Origin of the sequence: Pantoea vagans, assembly GCF_004792415.1 — a bacterium.
GTDB lineage: Bacteria > Pseudomonadota > Gammaproteobacteria > Enterobacterales > Enterobacteriaceae > Pantoea > Pantoea vagans.
In genome coordinates, this window is record NZ_CP038853.1 from 2,857,880 (window position 1) to 2,873,864 (window position 15,985).

16 protein-coding genes are annotated in these 15,985 nt (G+C 59.1%); 6 read left to right on the top strand and 10 right to left on the bottom strand.

Features of this window, described 5'->3' with window-relative positions:
• The first annotated feature begins 38 nt into the window (after nt 1–38).
• Nucleotides 39–962, top strand: coding sequence for a gluconeogenesis factor YvcK family protein (locus EGO56_RS13465; protein WP_135909677.1), 924 nt, complete (start codon nt 39–41; stop codon nt 960–962).
• Here EGO56_RS13465 and uvrB read toward each other — a convergent pair.
• Nucleotides 946–2,967 carry an excinuclease ABC subunit UvrB gene (gene uvrB, locus EGO56_RS13470; protein ID WP_135909679.1) on the bottom strand — a complete coding sequence of 674 codons (2,022 nt, stop codon included), beginning with the start codon at nt 2,965–2,967 and terminating at the stop codon, nt 946–948. The genes EGO56_RS13465 and uvrB overlap by 17 nt on opposite strands.
• 893 nt (nt 2,968–3,860) lie before the next feature.
• Here uvrB and EGO56_RS13475 point away from each other — a divergent pair.
• On the top strand, nt 3,861–4,583 hold the full coding sequence (locus EGO56_RS13475; RefSeq protein WP_013357183.1) for an ABC transporter ATP-binding protein: 723 nt from the start codon (nt 3,861–3,863) through the stop codon (nt 4,581–4,583).
• 108 nt (nt 4,584–4,691) lie between these two features.
• On the opposite strand, the gene bioD is transcribed toward EGO56_RS13475, so the two are convergent.
• From bioD to bioB, 4 genes are read right to left on the bottom strand one after another with little or no spacing between them, the layout of a single operon-like run.
• Nucleotides 4,692–5,363, bottom strand: coding sequence for a dethiobiotin synthase (gene bioD, locus EGO56_RS13480; RefSeq protein WP_135909681.1), 672 nt, complete (start codon nt 5,361–5,363; stop codon nt 4,692–4,694).
• Nucleotides 5,360–6,115 carry a malonyl-ACP O-methyltransferase BioC gene (bioC, locus tag EGO56_RS13485; RefSeq protein WP_135909683.1) on the bottom strand — a complete coding sequence of 252 codons (756 nt, stop codon included), beginning with the start codon at nt 6,113–6,115 and terminating at the stop codon, nt 5,360–5,362. The genes bioD and bioC overlap by 4 nt, the downstream gene beginning before the upstream one ends.
• Nucleotides 6,099–7,250, bottom strand: coding sequence for an 8-amino-7-oxononanoate synthase (gene bioF, locus EGO56_RS13490; protein WP_135909685.1), 1,152 nt, complete (start codon nt 7,248–7,250; stop codon nt 6,099–6,101). Before bioF ends, bioC begins: the two co-directional genes overlap by 17 nt.
• Nucleotides 7,250–8,281: a biotin synthase BioB gene (gene bioB, locus EGO56_RS13495; RefSeq protein ID WP_095707533.1), complete on the bottom strand. Its 1,032-nt coding sequence runs from the start codon at nt 8,279–8,281 to the stop codon at nt 7,250–7,252. The genes bioF and bioB overlap by 1 nt, the downstream gene beginning before the upstream one ends.
• A gap of 86 nt (nt 8,282–8,367) precedes the next feature.
• On the opposite strand from bioB, the gene bioA reads away from it, so the two are divergent.
• Nucleotides 8,368–9,672, top strand: a complete 1,305-nt coding sequence (gene bioA, locus EGO56_RS13500) for an adenosylmethionine--8-amino-7-oxononanoate transaminase (protein ID WP_135909687.1) — start codon at nt 8,368–8,370, stop codon at nt 9,670–9,672.
• Between the two features lie 75 nt (nt 9,673–9,747).
• Nucleotides 9,748–10,224 carry a kinase inhibitor gene (locus tag EGO56_RS13505; RefSeq protein WP_013357177.1) on the top strand — a complete coding sequence of 159 codons (477 nt, stop codon included), beginning with the start codon at nt 9,748–9,750 and terminating at the stop codon, nt 10,222–10,224.
• Nucleotides 10,225–10,269: 45 nt separating this feature from the next.
• Here the strand turns inward: EGO56_RS13505 and pgl are convergent, their stop codons facing one another.
• A complete protein-coding gene (gene pgl, locus EGO56_RS13510) occupies nt 10,270–11,271 on the bottom strand; it encodes a 6-phosphogluconolactonase (protein ID WP_135909689.1) in 1,002 nt (333 codons plus the stop codon).
• 155 nt (nt 11,272–11,426) lie between these two features.
• Here pgl and EGO56_RS13515 point away from each other — a divergent pair, with 155 nt between their 5' ends.
• Complete coding sequence (locus EGO56_RS13515; protein ID WP_013357175.1) at nt 11,427–12,245, top strand: pyridoxal phosphatase; 819 nt, start codon at nt 11,427–11,429, stop codon at nt 12,243–12,245.
• Here the strand turns inward: EGO56_RS13515 and modC are convergent, their stop codons facing one another.
• The 4 genes from modC to EGO56_RS13535 all read right to left on the bottom strand — a co-directional run bounded on the left by modC (nt 12,246) and on the right by EGO56_RS13535 (nt 15,064).
• A complete protein-coding gene (gene modC / locus EGO56_RS13520) occupies nt 12,246–13,304 on the bottom strand; it encodes a molybdenum ABC transporter ATP-binding protein ModC (RefSeq protein ID WP_135909691.1) in 1,059 nt (352 codons plus the stop codon).
• Nucleotides 13,304–13,993 carry a molybdate ABC transporter permease subunit gene (gene modB, locus EGO56_RS13525; RefSeq protein WP_013357173.1) on the bottom strand — a complete coding sequence of 230 codons (690 nt, stop codon included), beginning with the start codon at nt 13,991–13,993 and terminating at the stop codon, nt 13,304–13,306. Before modB ends, modC begins: the two co-directional genes overlap by 1 nt.
• Complete coding sequence (gene modA, locus EGO56_RS13530; RefSeq protein WP_135909693.1) at nt 13,990–14,763, bottom strand: molybdate ABC transporter substrate-binding protein; 774 nt, start codon at nt 14,761–14,763, stop codon at nt 13,990–13,992. The genes modB and modA overlap by 4 nt, the downstream gene beginning before the upstream one ends.
• A gap of 145 nt (nt 14,764–14,908) precedes the next feature.
• Nucleotides 14,909–15,064: an AcrZ family multidrug efflux pump-associated protein gene (locus EGO56_RS13535; RefSeq protein ID WP_033731900.1), complete on the bottom strand. Its 156-nt coding sequence runs from the start codon at nt 15,062–15,064 to the stop codon at nt 14,909–14,911.
• Between the two features lie 136 nt (nt 15,065–15,200).
• Here EGO56_RS13535 and modE point away from each other — a divergent pair, with 136 nt between their 5' ends.
• On the top strand, nt 15,201–15,983 hold the full coding sequence (gene modE / locus EGO56_RS13540) for a molybdenum-dependent transcriptional regulator (RefSeq protein ID WP_013357171.1): 783 nt from the start codon (nt 15,201–15,203) through the stop codon (nt 15,981–15,983).
• Nucleotides 15,984–15,985: the final 2 nt, after the last annotated feature.

Sequence of the window (15,985 nt, forward strand, 5' to 3'; positions counted from 1 at the left end):
TTAGAGCCACGCTACGCGACGAGATGTTAAGGAGAAGTATGAATCGCACACTGGCCGATCTTGATCGCGTTGTGGCACTGGGTGGCGGACACGGTTTAGGCCGTGTGATGTCGGCCCTTTCCCCGCTGGGCTCACGTCTCACCGGCATCGTCACCACCACCGACAACGGCGGATCGACCGGCCGCATTCGTCGCTCCGAAGGCGGTATCGCCTGGGGCGACATGCGCAACTGCCTGAACCAGCTGATTGCAGAACCCAGCGTCGCCTCCGCGATGTTCGAGTACCGTTTTGCCGGTAACGGTGAACTGGCCGGACACAACCTCGGCAATCTCATGCTGCGGGCGCTGGATCATCTGAGCGTTCGCCCGCTGGAAGCGATCAACATCATCCGTAACCTGCTGAAGGTCGACGCCTTTTTAATCCCGATGTCGGAGCAGCCGGTGGACCTTGTGGCGATGGATGCCGAAGGCAATATGGTTTACGGCGAAACCGCCATCGATGAGATGAAGCAGCCGCCGCAGGAGCTGATGCTGCACCCCAACGTTCAGCCGACGCGGGAAGCGCTGCAGGCCATTGCAGAAGCGGATCTGATCCTGATTGGTCCAGGCAGTTTCTACACCAGCCTGATGCCGATTCTGCTGATGGAAGAGATGGCGCAGGCTCTGCGTCGCACGCCTGCCACCATGGTGTTTATCGGCAATCTGGGCCGTGAGCTCAGCCCCGCCGCGGCCAGTCTTTCGGTGGCTGACAAACTTCAGATGATGGAACGTTATATCGGCAAACGGGTGATCGATGCAGTAGTGGTCGGACCGTCGGTCGCCACAGAGGGCATTGAAAACCGGCTGATTGTCCGTGAGCCGCTGGAGGCCGCCGACATTAAATATCGTCACGACCGCCAGCTGTTACGGGTGGCGCTGGAACACGCCATTCAGGGCTTTAGCGGCGCTACGAGGCCGCAATAAACAGCGTTCGCAGCTCATGCAGCTGATCGCGCACACTGGCCGCCTGTTCGAACTCCAGGTTCTGCGCGTGCTGCTGCATCTGCCCTTCCAGCTCGTGGATTTTCTTCTGCAGCGCCTGCGGCGTTAACAGCTGGAAATCGGCCAGTGCCTGCGCCTCGCCAGGACGTGCCGGTTTCGCTTTGCCGCGGGTTTTCACCACATTGTTGCCCAGTTCCAGAATATCGGTGATCTTCTTGTTCAGGCCCTGCGGCACAATGCCATTCTGCTCGTTATGCAGCTGCTGCTTCTCACGGCGGCGCTCCGTCTCTTCAATGGCACGCGCCATCGACGGCGTGATTTTATCGCCATAGAGAATCGCTTTACCGTTGATGTTACGCGCCGCACGACCAATGGTCTGAATCAGCGATCGTTCGGAACGCAGGAAGCCCTCTTTATCTGCATCCAGAATCGCCACCAGCGACACTTCCGGCATATCCAGCCCCTCACGCAGTAAGTTGATGCCTACCAGCACATCAAACTCACCCAGACGTAAGTCGCGAATAATCTCCATACGCTCTACGGTGTCGATGTCGGAGTGCAGATAGCGCACCTTCTCGCCATGCTCGGTCAGATATTCAGTGAGATCTTCCGCCATGCGCTTGGTCAGCACCGTCACCAGCACACGTTCGTTGATTGCCACGCGCTGACGGATTTCCGACAGCAGATCGTCGACCTGCGTCCCGACCGGACGCACTTCGATGATCGGGTCCAGCAGGCCGGTAGGACGTACCACCTGATCGACCACTTCGTCGCCCGATTTTTCCAGCTCATATTTACCCGGCGTTGCCGAGACATAGATGGTCTGCGGGGCCAGCGCTTCAAACTCTTCAAACTTCATCGGACGGTTGTCCAGCGCCGACGGCAGGCGGAAGCCATACTCCACCAGCGTCTCTTTGCGCGCCCGGTCGCCTTTGTACATGCCGCCAATCTGCGGGATGGTGACGTGGGACTCATCCACCACCAGCAGGCCATCGGCAGGGAGATAGTCAAACAGCGTTGGTGGCGCTTCGCCCGGTCCGCGTGCGGAGAGGTAGCGCGAATAGTTCTCGATGCCGGAGCAGTAGCCCAGCTCACTCATCATCTCCAGGTCAAACTGGGTACGCTGAGTAATACGCTGCTCTTCCAGCAGTTTATTGTTCTCCAGCAGCACCCGGCGGCGATCCGCCAGCTCGACTTTGATGTCTTCCATCGCCTGCAGAATGCGCTCACGCGGCGTGACGTAGTGCGTCTTGGGATAGATGGTAAAGCGCGGCACCACTGAATCGATCTGCCCGGTCAGCGGGTCAAACAGCGACAGACGCTCGACCTCTTCGTCAAACAGTTCGACGCGCAGCGCAATATCGTCCGACTCCGCCGGGAAGATATCGATCACTTCGCCACGTACGCGGAAGGTGCCGCGCTGAAACGCCTGATCGTTGCGGGTGTACTGCAGCTCTGAGAGGCGGCGCAGAATGCTGCGCTGATCGATAATCATGCCGCGGGTCAGGTGCAGCATCATTTTCAGATAGAGATCGGGGTCGCCCAGACCGTAGATCGCCGAAACCGACGCCACCACGATAACGTCGCGCCGCTCCAGCAGCGCCTTGGTCGCTGACAGACGCATCTGTTCGATGTGTTCATTCACCGACGCATCCTTTTCAATAAAGGTGTCGGAGCTCGGCACATAGGCTTCAGGCTGATAGTAGTCGTAGTAAGAGACGAAAAACTCAACGGCATTATCCGGGAAAAACTCTTTCATCTCGCCATAGAGCTGCGCCGCCAGCGTCTTGTTCGGCGCCAGCACCATCGTCGGGCGATTGAGGTCGGCAATGACGTTGGCGACGGTAAAGGTTTTACCGGAGCCGGTCACGCCTAATAAGGTCTGATGGGCCAGTCCATCCTCCAGCCCCTCTTCCAGGCGACGGATCGCGTCAGGCTGGTCGCCCGAAGGTTTAAAGGCGGAATTGAGTTTAAAAGCTTTGGTCATGAATGCAGTTCCTGCTGGAGAAGTCGGCGGGCAGGCACTTATTTTACTCTGCTATGGTGATTTTGCCAGAAAATAATACTGGATATAAAAACAGTAATCGTGCAAGGTTAAAGGCAATCAGGGTGAGACTTAGCCCACGCGCATTGGATATGTGATATCGCCAAGCGTGTTGCGCAATGTTATCCCCAGACCGGGATCGGATTTAACATTTGTCAATAGAACGTCACAAAATTACAGTTCGGTTACCTGACAGAAAATTCGCAGGCTTGTTTTTTGATAACCAGCTGATTTTACTGGTTTAAGCTAATAAGGCCAGAATCTCGTCATTATGTTACCAGGCCGCGTATTTCCTCGCTTCTAACCGGTTTTCATTACCTAATGCACAAGGTTATCCACAGGAATGGTGGATAAGTGATGGCAGCCCCGCCGCCATCAGCTGTGTATAATTTTTCCCTGCCCTCCCGCCTCGTTGAAAATAATTTTTTTTGCGTTAAATTTCGCGTCGGCTGCTGACGGATTATTCTGCATTTTTAATCTGTCGCCTGGCGTGGCACGCAAATTTTCATCATTCCACTAAGATTCTTAATCAGACATTCTGCGTTACCGCAGCACGTCTGCACCACAAACAGCGCCCGCAGGCACTGTAAAAGTGCAGGCGCGTGATGACCATGGGTAATTGATAAGTTTTTCTCACCTTTCGTTCCTGATACAGCGCACTGCAGCAGGAAACAGGGCCGTTTTAAGATCTGGCCTGGGAATTGCAGGAGTCAGTAACGTCACCGCGCTTTACGCGCACTGTGCTGCAATGGTGAGGCTGCCGTTGCTGATGACTTGTTTGCCAGACGACAAAGAGCGGAAGCAATCAGGCTAATGATCGGGAAGGAGAGTGTCAGATGCTGAGTCTACGTTCGGTAAATCAATTTTACGGTCAGAACCATATTCTGTGGGATGTGGACCTGGATCTGTCGCCTGGCACCTGCACCGGCATTCTGGGCCGCCCTGGCATGGGCAAGACCACGCTGGTCAACTGCATCATGGGCAGACTGCCGATTAATAGCGGCACCATCTCCTGGAAAGAGGATGGCTCGCCGCCGGAAGATTTGCTGCTGCAACCGGCTGAACAGCGGGCGCAGATGGGCATCGGCTATGTGCCGCAGGGCCGCCATATTTTTACGCAGATGAGCGTGGAAGATAACCTGCTGATTGCTCTGCTGGCGGGTGCCAGCCAGCGCGATCGTCATCGCGCCATTCCCGAAATGGTCTTTGATTTATTCCCGGCGCTCTACTCCCTGCGCCAGCAGCGCAGCGGCGATCTGCCCATCGATCAGCAGCAACAGCTGGCCCTGGCGCGCGCGCTGGTGCTGCAGCCCAAACTGCTGATTCTGGATGAGCCGACTGATGGGATGTCGCCGTGGCTGGAAGAGGAGATGGGCAACCTGATCCGCCGTCTTAATCTCGACTATGGGCTGACCATCCTGCTGCTGGAGCAGCGCCTGTCGCTGATCCGTCGTGTGGCGGACTATTTCCTGCTGCTGCACCGCGGCCGCAATGTGGCGCAGGGCAGCATGGAGCAGCTCGATGACCACACCGTGGATAAGTGGCTGACGGTGGCCTGACGCTGAGTCCCTGCCACGGCAGGCGTCAGGCTTGCAGGCAGCGCGCAACAACCTGACGGTCACTGCACAGGCTCAGACTGATTGAGCAAAAGCCCGTAGGGCCAGGTTTTACGCCGGCAGCGTCAGGTAGTGTCCACAGGACGCCTGCTGCGCCGCATCGGTGAGATACGGAATGGTGCCCAGACAGGGCGCAGGCAGTCGCTGCTTCAGGCTGGTGAGATATTCCTGATAGCGTTTGCCGGGCGGTTCGACGGTGTTGGCGATCCAGCCCACCAGTGGCAGGCCGCACGCACGCACCACCTCGGCGGTGAGCATGGCGTGGTTGATGCAGCCGAGCTTAATTCCCACCACCAGAATCACGGGCAGCTTTTCACTGACCACCCAGTCCGCATAGGTGTGCGTTTCTGACAGCGGGGTGTACCAACCACCCGCACCCTCGACCAGAATCCAGTCCGCCAGCGGCTCCAGCGCCGCCAGACCTGCTGACAGCGCCAGATGGGTAATCGGCCTGCCCTCTTCAGCGCTGACGATGTGCGGCGAGGTCGGTTCGATAAACGCCAGCGGATTGACCTGCTGGTAGCTCAACGACACGCTGCTGAAGCGCTGCAGCGCCAGCGCATCACTGTTGCGAATGCCTTCTGGCGTTATCTCACAGCCTGACGCAACCGGCTTGTAGCCCGCACAGCGGTAGCCCGCTGCGGCGGCGGCCTGCAACAGTGCGCCGCTGGCGACCGTTTTACCGACTTCGGTGTCGGTGCCGGTAATAAAAAACCGATTCATGAAAGCGTAACTCCGTAAATTAAATGGTAACTCAATCGATAGCCGTGCCGATCGCGCGGCCAGTGTGCCTCTAACTGGTTGAGCCGTTGTCGGGTGAGTATCTGCCCGTCGCGGCCCTGATGCAGATGGGTCGCGCCAATCCCTTTCAGCGAACGCATGGCACTGAGCGCATCGGGAAAATGCAGCGTCACCCTTTCCGCGCTGCAAAGCAGTTGCTCTGCGTGGCAGGCCGCCGCAATCTGCGACTCGCTGAGAAAACGGTTAGCATGGGGTAACGCATCCAGATGGGACCAGGCTTCATGCACCTCCTGCAGCGAACCGTCGCCCAGCGTAGAAAACAGCAGCGTGCCCTCGGGCCGCAGCACCCGCCGGAACTGGCGCAGCGCGCCGGGCAGATCCTCACTCCACTGCACCGCCAGGTTGCTCCATATCAGGTCGATGCTGTTATCCGCCAGCGGCAGTGCGTCGATGTCGCCCGCCAGATAGTACTGCGCCGCGTCGTTGTCCCGCGCCTGTTGCAGCATCTGCGGTGAGAGATCGAGTGCCGTGACCTGTTTACCCCGTTCGCGCCACAGCCTGCTGTACCAGCCGGTGCCACACCCGGCATCCAGCAGCTGCAGCCCGCTGTGAGCCGGTGCGCGTGCCAGCAGCGCATCGCCGCTGAGCCGTTGCAGTGCCGCATGGTCATCGTAATGGCTGGCAGCCCGACCAAAGGCACGCGCAACCGCCTGCTTATCAACCCGCAGCGTCATGCAGCGCCTCCAGTAACCGATCAATATCTTCCGGGTGATGTGCCGCCGTCAGGGTAATGCGCAGCCGGGCCGTTCCCGGCGGCACGGTAGGTGGCCGAATCGCACTGACCCAGCAGCCCGCCTCCGCCAGCCGCGCAGAGAGCGCCATCGCATCGCCATTTTCACCGATCAGCAGCGGCTGGATCGCGCTGGCTGAGTCCATCAGTTGCCACGGCAGCGAGGCCGCGCCACGCCGGAAATGCGCAATGTTCTGCTGCAACTGCTGGCGCAGCGCATCACCCTGCTGAATTTCGCGCAGTGCCGCCTGCAGCGCCACAGCCTGCGCAGCGGGCATGGCGGTGGAGTAGATCAGATGCCGGCTGAACTGCAGGAAATAGTCGGCGGTGTCCGCGTCACACAGCAGCGCGGCACCGCTGACGCCAAAGGCTTTGCCAAAAGTAACCACCAGCAGTTCCGGTTTAACACCCTGCTGCCAGCAGCTGCCGCGCCCCTGCTCGCCCACCACGCCAATGCCGTGCGCATCATCCACCAGCAGCCAGCCCTGTGCCTGACGCGTCTTTTGCGCCAGCGCAGCCAGCGGTGCGCTGTCGCCATCCATGCTGAAAATCCCCTCGGTCACCACCAGCGTTTCCCCCTCGCAGGGTGACGCGAGCCGTGTCGCCAGGCTCTCCGGGTCGTTGTGACTGAAACGCCGCAGCTGCGCCGGGCTGTGGCTGGCGGCATCGAGCAGCGAGGCATGGCTGAGCTTATCGGCCAGGATGCGATCGTTTTTCTCGCCCAGCAGATGAATCACTGCCTGATTGGCGGCAAAGCCGGTGATAAACAGCAGCGCACGGTCATAGCCGAGCCAGTCGGCCAGCTGCGCCTCAAGTTCGGCGTGCTGACGGTGATAACCGGTGACGTGACCTGAGGCACCCGCCCCCGCGCCCGCCAGCGCCGCACCCTGTTGCCAGCCGGCAATCACCGCCGGATGGCGGGTTAAACCAAGATAGTCATTGCTGGAGAAGTGCAGATAGCGGCGGCCACCGCTCTGCAGCGTGCGGGTCGATTGCTCATCGATGACCCGCCGCTGTCGCCAGCCACCGGCCGCACGGCGCTGCGCCAGCCCCTGCTGAAGTCGTTGCTGCCAGCTCATTACAGCGCCGCGTTGTAGAACTGTTCTGTATCGGCATGGAACAGCTGCTCGCTGAGGTGTTCTTCCTGCTGCTGATCGCCATGCCGGGTGTGGGTATGCTCCGGATTCAGACCCAGTTTGCGGAACAGCACGCGGTCTTTATCCTCTTCCGGATTCGGCGTGGTCAGCAGTTTGCAGCCGTAGAAAATCGAGTTCGCCCCGGCCATAAAGCACATAGCCTGAGTCTGCTCGCTCATCTGCTCGCGGCCCGCGGAGAGACGCACATGCGAGGTCGGCATCATGATGCGCGCCACCGCGATAGTGCGGATAAAATCGAAAGGCTCTACGTCATCGTTGTCCGCCAGCGGCGTGCCTTTAACCTTGACCAGCATGTTGATCGGCACGCTCTCCGGCGGCGTCGGCAGATTGGCTAACTGCACCAGCAGACCGGCGCGATCGTTCACGGTTTCGCCCAGGCCGACGATGCCGCCCGAACAGACTTTGATTCCGGCGTCACGCACTTTGCCCAGCGTATCCAGACGTTCCTGATAGCTGCGGGTGGTGATGATGGAGCCATAGAATTCCGGTGAGGTGTCGAGGTTATGGTTGTAATAATCGAGGCCCGCGCCCGCCAGCCGCTGTGCCTGTTGATCGCTGAGCGTGCCGAGCGTCATGCAGGTTTCCATTCCCATCGCCTTGACGCCTTCGACCATCTTTTCCAGGTAGGGCATATCGCGCTCGTGCGGGTTTTTCCACGCGGCACCCATACAGAAGCGGGTTGAACCGGCAGCTTTGGCCTGACGCGCGGAGGTCAGTACCTCCTCCACTTCCATCAGACGCTCCGACTCCAGGCCGGTCTTGTAGCGCGCGCTCTGCGGGCAATACTTACAGTCTTCCGGGCAGGCCCCGGTTTTGATTGACAGCAGGGTACTGACCTGCACCTGGCGCGGGTCGAAGTGCTGGCGATGCACCTGCTGCGCTTTAAACATCAGTTCAAGAAAAGGTTGATCAAACAGCGCTTGCGCCTGTGCAATTGTCCAGCGTTGAGCCATTACGTACTCCAGAAAAGGGTGTCATCCCGACAGAAAGCAGGGGTATACTTGTAAACTATATTTTTTTATTTTGGTTTACAACTCCGATGACTACCCCCGTTTTCTCCTCCGATGATGCCCGTTTTGATCGCCAGCATATCTGGCATCCCTACACTTCCATGCAGGATCCGCTGCCCTGCTACCCGGTCGTCGCCGCGCAGGGTTTTCAGCTGCAGCTGGCCGATGGCCGTGAGCTGGTGGATGGGATGTCATCGTGGTGGGCGGCGATCCACGGCTATAACCATCCGCGCCTGAACCGGGCGCTGACGGAGCAGGTCACGCAGATGTCGCACGTGATGTTTGGCGGCATTACCCATCCGGCAGCAGTGGCGCTCTGCCGTCAGCTGGTGGCGATGACGCCCGAGGCGCTGGAGTGCGTCTTCCTGGCCGATTCCGGCTCGGTGGCGGTGGAAGTGTCGATGAAGATGGCACTGCAGTACTGGCTGGGACGCGGTGAGACGCGCCAGCAGTTCCTGACACTGAAGCGCGGCTATCATGGCGATACCTTTGCCGCGATGTCGGTGTGCGATCCCGATAACTCGATGCACAGCCTGTGGCGCGGTTATCTGCCTGAGCACCACTTTGCGGCAGCCCCAGCCTGCGGCTTTGATGATGAATGGGACGAACGCGATTTCGACGATTTCGCCCGACTGATCGAACAGCATCACCGGCAGCTGGCAGCGGTGATCCTGGAGCCGATTGTGCAGGGTGCGGGCGGGATGCGTTTCTATCATCCGCGCTATCTGCAGCAGGTCCGGGAAGCGTGCGACCGCTATGGCGCGCTGCTGATAGCGGATGAGATCGCCACCGGCTTTGGCCGCACCGGCAAGCTCTTTGCCTGTGAACATGCAGGCATTACCCCGGATATTCTCTGCGTAGGCAAAGCGCTGACCGGCGGCATGATGACGCTGGCGGCGACCCTGACCACCCGTGAGGTGGCTGACACCATCAGCCGCAGCGCGGCAGGCTGTTTTATGCATGGCCCGACCTTTATGGGCAATCCGCTGGCCTGTGCGGTGGCGGCGGAGAGCATGAGCATGCTGGCGCACGGTCACTGGCAGCGTCAGGTGGCCGCAATCGAACAGCAGCTGCGGGCTGAGCTGCTGCCGCTGCGCCGTTCACCGCAGGTGGCCGATGTGCGCGTGCTGGGGGCGATTGGCGTGGTGGAAACTCATCAGCCGGTCAACATGGCGGCGCTGCAGCAGTTCTTTGTTGAACAGGGCGTCTGGATCCGGCCGTTTGGCCGACTGATCTACCTGATGCCGCCCTACATCATCTCGCCCCAGGCGCTGAGTCAGCTGGTGCAGGCGATTGGCGGCGCGCTGGAACATTCGCAACATTTTGCCGCCTGAAGCGGGCTGACCACTGGCACTGGTGGCGCTTTTGGTTATGATGAAAGGCTATTCATCGACAGTTAAGGAGATGTAATGCGCGTTTTTAGTCAGGATTTTAATGACGGCGAGAAGATGCCAGAAAAGCATGTTTTCAACGGCATGGGTTATCAGGGCGAGAATATCTCTCCCCATCTTGCCTGGGAAGCGGCACCGGAAGGCACCAAGAGTTTTGTGGTGACCTGCTACGATCCTGATGCGCCGACGGGCTCCGGCTGGTGGCACTGGGTCGTGGCGAATATTCCGGCCAGCACCACGTCACTGCCGCAGGGTGCCGGTTCCGGCAAAGCGTCACTGCCAGCAGGCGCAATCCAGACCCGCACCGATTTCGGTCAGGCGGGCTATGGTGGCGCGGCACCGCCACAGGGCGAAACTCATCGCTACATTTTCACCGTGCATGCGCTGGATGTGGAGACAATTGAGGTGGATGAAGGCGCCAGTGGCGCAATGGTCGGCTTTAATGTGCATTTCCACGCACTGGCGAGCGCCTCGCTGACCGTGAATTATCAGTAATGCAATACGCCTCTCCCGCTCAGGAGAGGCGTTTTTCAGGATGCGTTACGCCTGCAGCTGATGAATCACCACCCACATCGGGCCCTGCCCTACCGCATAACGTCCCAGCGGCTGTAACAGCCCCTTCGGTTCGCTAATCGCATACACTTCGATGTGATGCGATTTCTGTCCCGCCGCCACCAGAAAACGTCCGCTGTGATCGATATTGAACCCGCGCGGCTGCGTTTCCGTCGGCTGGAACCCTTCCAGCGTCAGTTCATCGCCCAGTTCGCTGACGCTGAAAATTGCCAGCGTGCTGCTGGTGCGATCGCAGGCGTAGAGGAAACGGCCATCCGGCGTCAGATGAATATCGGCTGCCCAGCGCGTACCGCTGAAGTCAGGCGGCATCATATCCAGCGTCTGCACGCTTTCTGCTTCGCCTTCACCAGTATTTAATGCCCAGACATCAACCGTGCTGTCGAGCTCGTTGACGCAGTAAGCAAACTGCCCGCCCGGATGGAACTGCATATGACGCGGACCCGCGCCCTCTACTGTTGTGACCTGCGCCTGTTTGCGCGGCGTCAGCTGACCGTCTGCGCCCAGCGCAAACAGACAGATACGGTCCTGCTTCAGTGCCGGTACATAGAGTGTCTTGTTATCGGTATCGATATTGGCCGAGTGACAGCCATCCAGGCCGTTGATCACCTGCAGCGGGGCCTGCGGAATGCCATCATCGCCAATCGGGCTGACGCTGACGCAGGCATCATTGTAGGAACCGCAGAACAGGAACCGGCCCTCGCGATCGGTGGAAATGTGGGTCGGACTGCCCGGCAGCGGTGCCTGACCGGCTTCGGTCAGCGTGCCATCGGCGGCAATCCGGAACGCCAGCACGCGAAAATTGGGACGCACGCCGACATAGAGAAAATCGCGTTTCGGACTCACCACCATCGGCTGAACCTGGCCGGCGACATCAATCACCTGAAGCAACGTCAGCGCACCCTCATCATTCATCTGCCAGACGTGAATCTGCTGGCTCTCGGGACTGGCGGTGTAGACAACCTGTTTCATGCATTCTCCTTTTTTGCTGCCTGATCATGATCTGTGAATCACTGTAGCGTGTTTTATTGGCCTGCGCTGGAATCATTTGTGCCCTGTTTTTTGTCTCCGGACCGTGGACAGGTGTAGACTTCAGCCTCTGCAAAATGGAAAAAACGAGAGGATGAATGAGCTACCGGGTAATTGCCCTCGACCTCGACGGCACGCTGCTGACCCCAGCCAAAACGATTCTGCCGCAGTCAATCGACGCGCTGAACCAGGCCCGCCAGGCGGGTGTTCATGTCGCTATTGTGACCGGACGCCATCACTGCGCTATCCACCCTTTTTATCAGGCACTACAACTGGATACACCCGCAATCTGCTGTAATGGCACCTATCTGTATGATTACCAGGCGAAAAAGGTGCTGGCGTCCGATCCTCTCGACCCGCAGCTGGCGTTACAGGTCATTGAGAGGCTGGATCAGCAGCAGATTCACGGCTTGCTCTACGTGGATGATGCGATGCTCTATCAGACGCCGACCGGTCACGTGATGCGCACGCTGAAATGGGCCGAATCGCTGCCTGAGCATCAGCGTCCGCTGTTCCGTCAGGTGCCTGATTTAGCCCAGGCGGCACGTGACGCCGGTTCGATCTGGAAGTTTGCCCTGTCGCACGACAATCATCAGGAGCTGCAACAGTTCGCCACTGCGGTGGAAGCGGAGCTGGGGCTGGCCTGCGAATGGTCATGGCACGATCAGGTGGATATCGCTAAAGGCGGCAACAGCAAAGGCAAACGGCTGGCGCAGTGGGTTGAATCGCTGGGGCTGAGCATGTCCGATGTGATCGCGTTTGGTGATAACTACAACGACCTCAGCATGCTGGAAACGGCCGGACTGGGCGTTGCGATGGGTAATGCCGACGAGGCGATCAAAGCACGGGCGAAAAAGGTGATCGGCACTAACCTTGAAACCGGTATTGCCGATACTCTCCGTCAGTTCGTCCTGTAATCAGGGCGTCACGGAGACGCTTTTAATCTGGGCATAAAGCCACTGTTCGGGCCGGATGCCCAGTTCATCGCGCGCCCACGGTGTGATGCGCGCCCAGAGTTCGCTGATGCCGATACGCAGCTTCACCTCCACCTGGTCTCCGACCTCCAGCAGCTCAACTACCTGTGCCGGTAAAATGTTGCGGATGGAGGTATGCTGCGGCGGTTGCAGCGCCAGCGAGACATCGGATGAGGCGATGCGAATACGCAGCGGCGTTTTCACCGGCTGATTCACCCGGCTGATCCAGATGTGCTGATCGCCCAGCGACAGCGCGGTCATCGGATAGTCGGGATGCTGATCCAGCACCTGCACCCGCAGCACGCTGGTCAGTTCGCTCACCGGCAGCCAGGGCCGCATCGCGCTACTGCTCCAGACCCGCTCCAGCGGACCAAAGGCTTTAACCTTGCCCGCATCCAGCACCAATACGTTATCAGCCAGATGCAGGATTTCATCCAGACTGTGCGAGACGTAGAGCATTGGAATATCGACTTGCTTCGCCAGCTTTTGCAGATACGGCATCAGTTCACGTTTGCGCGGCAGATCCAGCGACGCCAGCGGCTCATCCAGCAGCAGCAAATCCGGTGCGGTCAGCAGCGCCCGGCCAATCGCCACCCGCTGCTTTTCACCGCCCGACAGCGACAGCGGAAAGCGTGACAGCAGCGCCTCCAGCCCCAGCAGCGAGACCAGACTGTCGAACTGCGCTTTCATTGACGGTGCCATACCATATTGCAGGTTGCCCCGGACCCGATAGTGCGGGAACAGCCGCGCATCCTGAAACACATAACCGATGCGGCGTTTTTCCGGCGGCAGCGCAATCTTCTGCTCTGCATCAAACAGCAGGCGATCGTTAAGCTCAATTCGCCCGCGCTGCGGCTGAGTCAGTCCGCTAATGGCGTTGATCAGTGAGGTTTTACCGGCACCGGAAACACCGAAAATGGCGGTGATCCCTTTGGCCGGGATCTGCAGGTCGATCTCCAGTTGGTGATCGCCCTGCTGCTGCATAAAATTGAGTGATAGCATCAGCTTCCCATCCGCTTACGGCCTGCCCGTGCCAGCCATTCCGACGCCAGCAGTGAACCCAGTGCCAGCACGATAGCGATCACGCAGAGCCGCGCCGCCGCACCCTCTGCACCGGGCGTTTCGATCAGGGTAAACATCGCCAGCGGAAGCGTGCGCGTTTCACCGGGAATATTGGACACAAAGGTAATGGTGGCGCCAAATTCGCCCAGCGATCGGGCAAACGCCAGCACCGTTCCGGCGATCACGCCCGGCAACGTCAGCGGCAGTGTAATGGTGAAAAAGACCCGCCAGCGTCCGGCACCCAGCGTACGCGCTGCCTGCTCCAGCCGGCTATCCACCGCTTCCAGCGCCAGCCGGATAGCGCGTACCATCAGTGGAAAGGCGATGACGGCAGACGCCAGTGCCGCCCCGCGCCAGCTGAACGCAAAGCTGAAACCAAACCAGTCAAACAGCTTTTCACCAATGATCCCGCGTCGTCCCAGGCTAACCAGCAGCAGATACCCCACCACTACCGGCGGCAGCACCAGCGGCAGGTGAATCAGGCTGTCGAGCAGCGCTTTGCCGGGAAAACGGCAGCGCACCAGAATCCAGGCCATCAGGATGCCGAACGGCAGACTGCCCAGCACGGCTATGCCAGAGACTTTAAGACTAAGCAGTACCGCCTGCCATTCGGGATCGCTGAGTATCATTTCGTCGGTGTGAATCCGTAATGTTTGAAAATCGCCGCAGCCTGCGGCCCTTTCAGGTAATCATAAAAGGCTTTAACGGTAGCCGTGTCGTGATCGTTTACGATCGCCATCGGATATTCCACCGGTTTATGGCTGTCTGCCGGAAAACGCCCCACCACCTGCACTTTGTCGCTGGCGACGGCGTCCGAACCGTAGACAATGCCATAAGGCGTTTCGTTACGCTCGACCAGCGCCAGCGCTGCCCGCACATTATTAGCGGGCGCTAACGCGGGCGCAACGCCGTCCCAGGCGCCCAGCTTTTGCAGCGCCTCTTTGGCGTAAATTCCCGCCGGAACGTGGTCCGGATCGCCAACCGCCAGACGTTCGCCGTGCAGCAATGTTTTCCAGTTGGTCTGCGGATCCAGCGTCACCGCTTTAGCTGCGGCACTGCGTGGCGCAATCAGTACCAGGTCGTTGCCCAGCAGGGTGTAGCGGGTGCGGGTTATCACGCTTTTCTTCGCCACCGCATCATCCATCCACTGCTGATCGGCAGAGATAAACAGGTCGGCAGGCGCGCCCTGTTCAAGCTGACGCGCCAGCGTGGAGGATGAGGCGAACGAAGAGACGACCGTTACGCCCTTTTCCTTCTGATACTGACTGGCAATATCCTGCATCGCATTGGTCAGCGAAGCCGCGGCAAACACGGTAATGTTATCGGCGGCCACGGCCTGTCCGGCCAGCGACACGGTGACCAGCGCCGCGACGCCCCAGCGGGTGTAATTAAATGACATGATTCTCTCCGGCTATTCGTTGTGTAGCGGATAATATAACGCAATATCAGGGATGTTCAGTAAATTATCGGCAGGCGTCAGAGAAGGTTGAATCGGTGCGGGACAAAAATGACGACGCCCGCCAGGATGGCGGGCGTGGCAGAAATTAATTATGCGAACGGGCTGAAGATTTTTCGCGATGACCCACTTTAGAGAAGATATTAAACACTTCACCCAGGCCATAAATCATACCCAGCATCAGCGCCATTACCACAGGGACCATCAGTACGGCCACGGCGAGGCTTTTCAGTAATTCCAGCATGGAGAGTCTCACTCTGCTAACAAAAAAGTGATTGTAACGGGTCAGTAAAATTTTGCGCAGCCCTTTTCGTGCTTTTACTTTGGTCATAAAACGCCGCTATCATCGGCCTTCGCCTTAACCCTTTGCCGGAGCTGTCATGGAAGCTGAACTATCCCTTCATATCCGTTTACAACAGAAACTGTTTGCCGATCCGCGGCGTATTGAGCTGCTGAAACGCGTCCAGCAGACCGGATCGATCAGTCAGGGGGCGAAGCTGGCTGGCATCAGTTACAAAAGTGCCTGGGATGCGATTAATGAGATGAACCAGATGGCGGATGAAACGCTGGTGGCGCGGGCAACCGGCGGCAAAGGCGGCGGCGGTGCCACGCTGACCCGCTACGGTGAACGCCTGATTCAGCTGTTTCATCTGATGGAGCAGATCCAGCAGAAAGCCTTCGATGCGCTGCAGCAGGATACGCTGCCGCTCGACAGCCTGCTGGCGGCCATCGCCCGCTTCTCACTGCAGACCAGCGCCCGCAACCAGCTGTTCGGCACCGTGGTCAGCAACGATGCGCAGCAGGTGGTTCAGCATCTGCTGATTCAGCTGGCTGATGGCGTCACTCAGCTCAATGTGGCGCTGACCCAGCGCAGCGCCGATCGTCTGCAGCTGGCGGCGGGTAAAGAGGTGCTGGTGCTGATCAAAGCGCCGTGGATCCGCATCAGTCGTGACGCCGCAGAGGAAGACAATCAGCTGGCGGCCACCGTCACTGCCATCGAACCGGGTGAGCAGATGAGTGAGGTGCTGATGCAGCTCGCCAGCGGCGAAACCCTGTGTGCCACTCTTACTAATGAACAGCTACAGCAGCTGAAGCTGCAGCCCGGCGACGCGGTGATCGCCAGTTTCAATGCGGAGAACGCCATCGTCGCCACCCTGCTCTAGCG

What these genes read in the sequence shown, in the direction of transcription:
- EGO56_RS13465 (WP_135909677.1), top strand. Translation starts at nt 39, where the DNA reads ATGAATCGCACACTGGCCGATCTTGATCGCGTTGTGGCACTGGGTGGC.
- uvrB (WP_135909679.1), bottom strand. Translation starts at nt 2,967, where the DNA reads ATGACCAAAGCTTTTAAACTCAATTCCGCCTTTAAACCTTCGGGCGAC.
- EGO56_RS13475 (WP_013357183.1), top strand. Translation starts at nt 3,861, where the DNA reads ATGCTGAGTCTACGTTCGGTAAATCAATTTTACGGTCAGAACCATATT.
- bioD (WP_135909681.1), bottom strand. Translation starts at nt 5,363, where the DNA reads ATGAATCGGTTTTTTATTACCGGCACCGACACCGAAGTCGGTAAAACG.
- bioC (WP_135909683.1), bottom strand. Translation starts at nt 6,115, where the DNA reads ATGACGCTGCGGGTTGATAAGCAGGCGGTTGCGCGTGCCTTTGGTCGG.
- bioF (WP_135909685.1), bottom strand. Translation starts at nt 7,250, where the DNA reads ATGAGCTGGCAGCAACGACTTCAGCAGGGGCTGGCGCAGCGCCGTGCG.
- bioB (WP_095707533.1), bottom strand. Translation starts at nt 8,281, where the DNA reads ATGGCTCAACGCTGGACAATTGCACAGGCGCAAGCGCTGTTTGATCAA.
- bioA (WP_135909687.1), top strand. Translation starts at nt 8,368, where the DNA reads ATGACTACCCCCGTTTTCTCCTCCGATGATGCCCGTTTTGATCGCCAG.
- EGO56_RS13505 (WP_013357177.1), top strand. Translation starts at nt 9,748, where the DNA reads ATGCGCGTTTTTAGTCAGGATTTTAATGACGGCGAGAAGATGCCAGAA.
- pgl (WP_135909689.1), bottom strand. Translation starts at nt 11,271, where the DNA reads ATGAAACAGGTTGTCTACACCGCCAGTCCCGAGAGCCAGCAGATTCAC.
- EGO56_RS13515 (WP_013357175.1), top strand. Translation starts at nt 11,427, where the DNA reads ATGAGCTACCGGGTAATTGCCCTCGACCTCGACGGCACGCTGCTGACC.
- modC (WP_135909691.1), bottom strand. Translation starts at nt 13,304, where the DNA reads ATGCTATCACTCAATTTTATGCAGCAGCAGGGCGATCACCAACTGGAG.
- modB (WP_013357173.1), bottom strand. Translation starts at nt 13,993, where the DNA reads ATGATACTCAGCGATCCCGAATGGCAGGCGGTACTGCTTAGTCTTAAA.
- modA (WP_135909693.1), bottom strand. Translation starts at nt 14,763, where the DNA reads ATGTCATTTAATTACACCCGCTGGGGCGTCGCGGCGCTGGTCACCGTG.
- EGO56_RS13535 (WP_033731900.1), bottom strand. Translation starts at nt 15,064, where the DNA reads ATGCTGGAATTACTGAAAAGCCTCGCCGTGGCCGTACTGATGGTCCCT.
- modE (WP_013357171.1), top strand. Translation starts at nt 15,201, where the DNA reads ATGGAAGCTGAACTATCCCTTCATATCCGTTTACAACAGAAACTGTTT.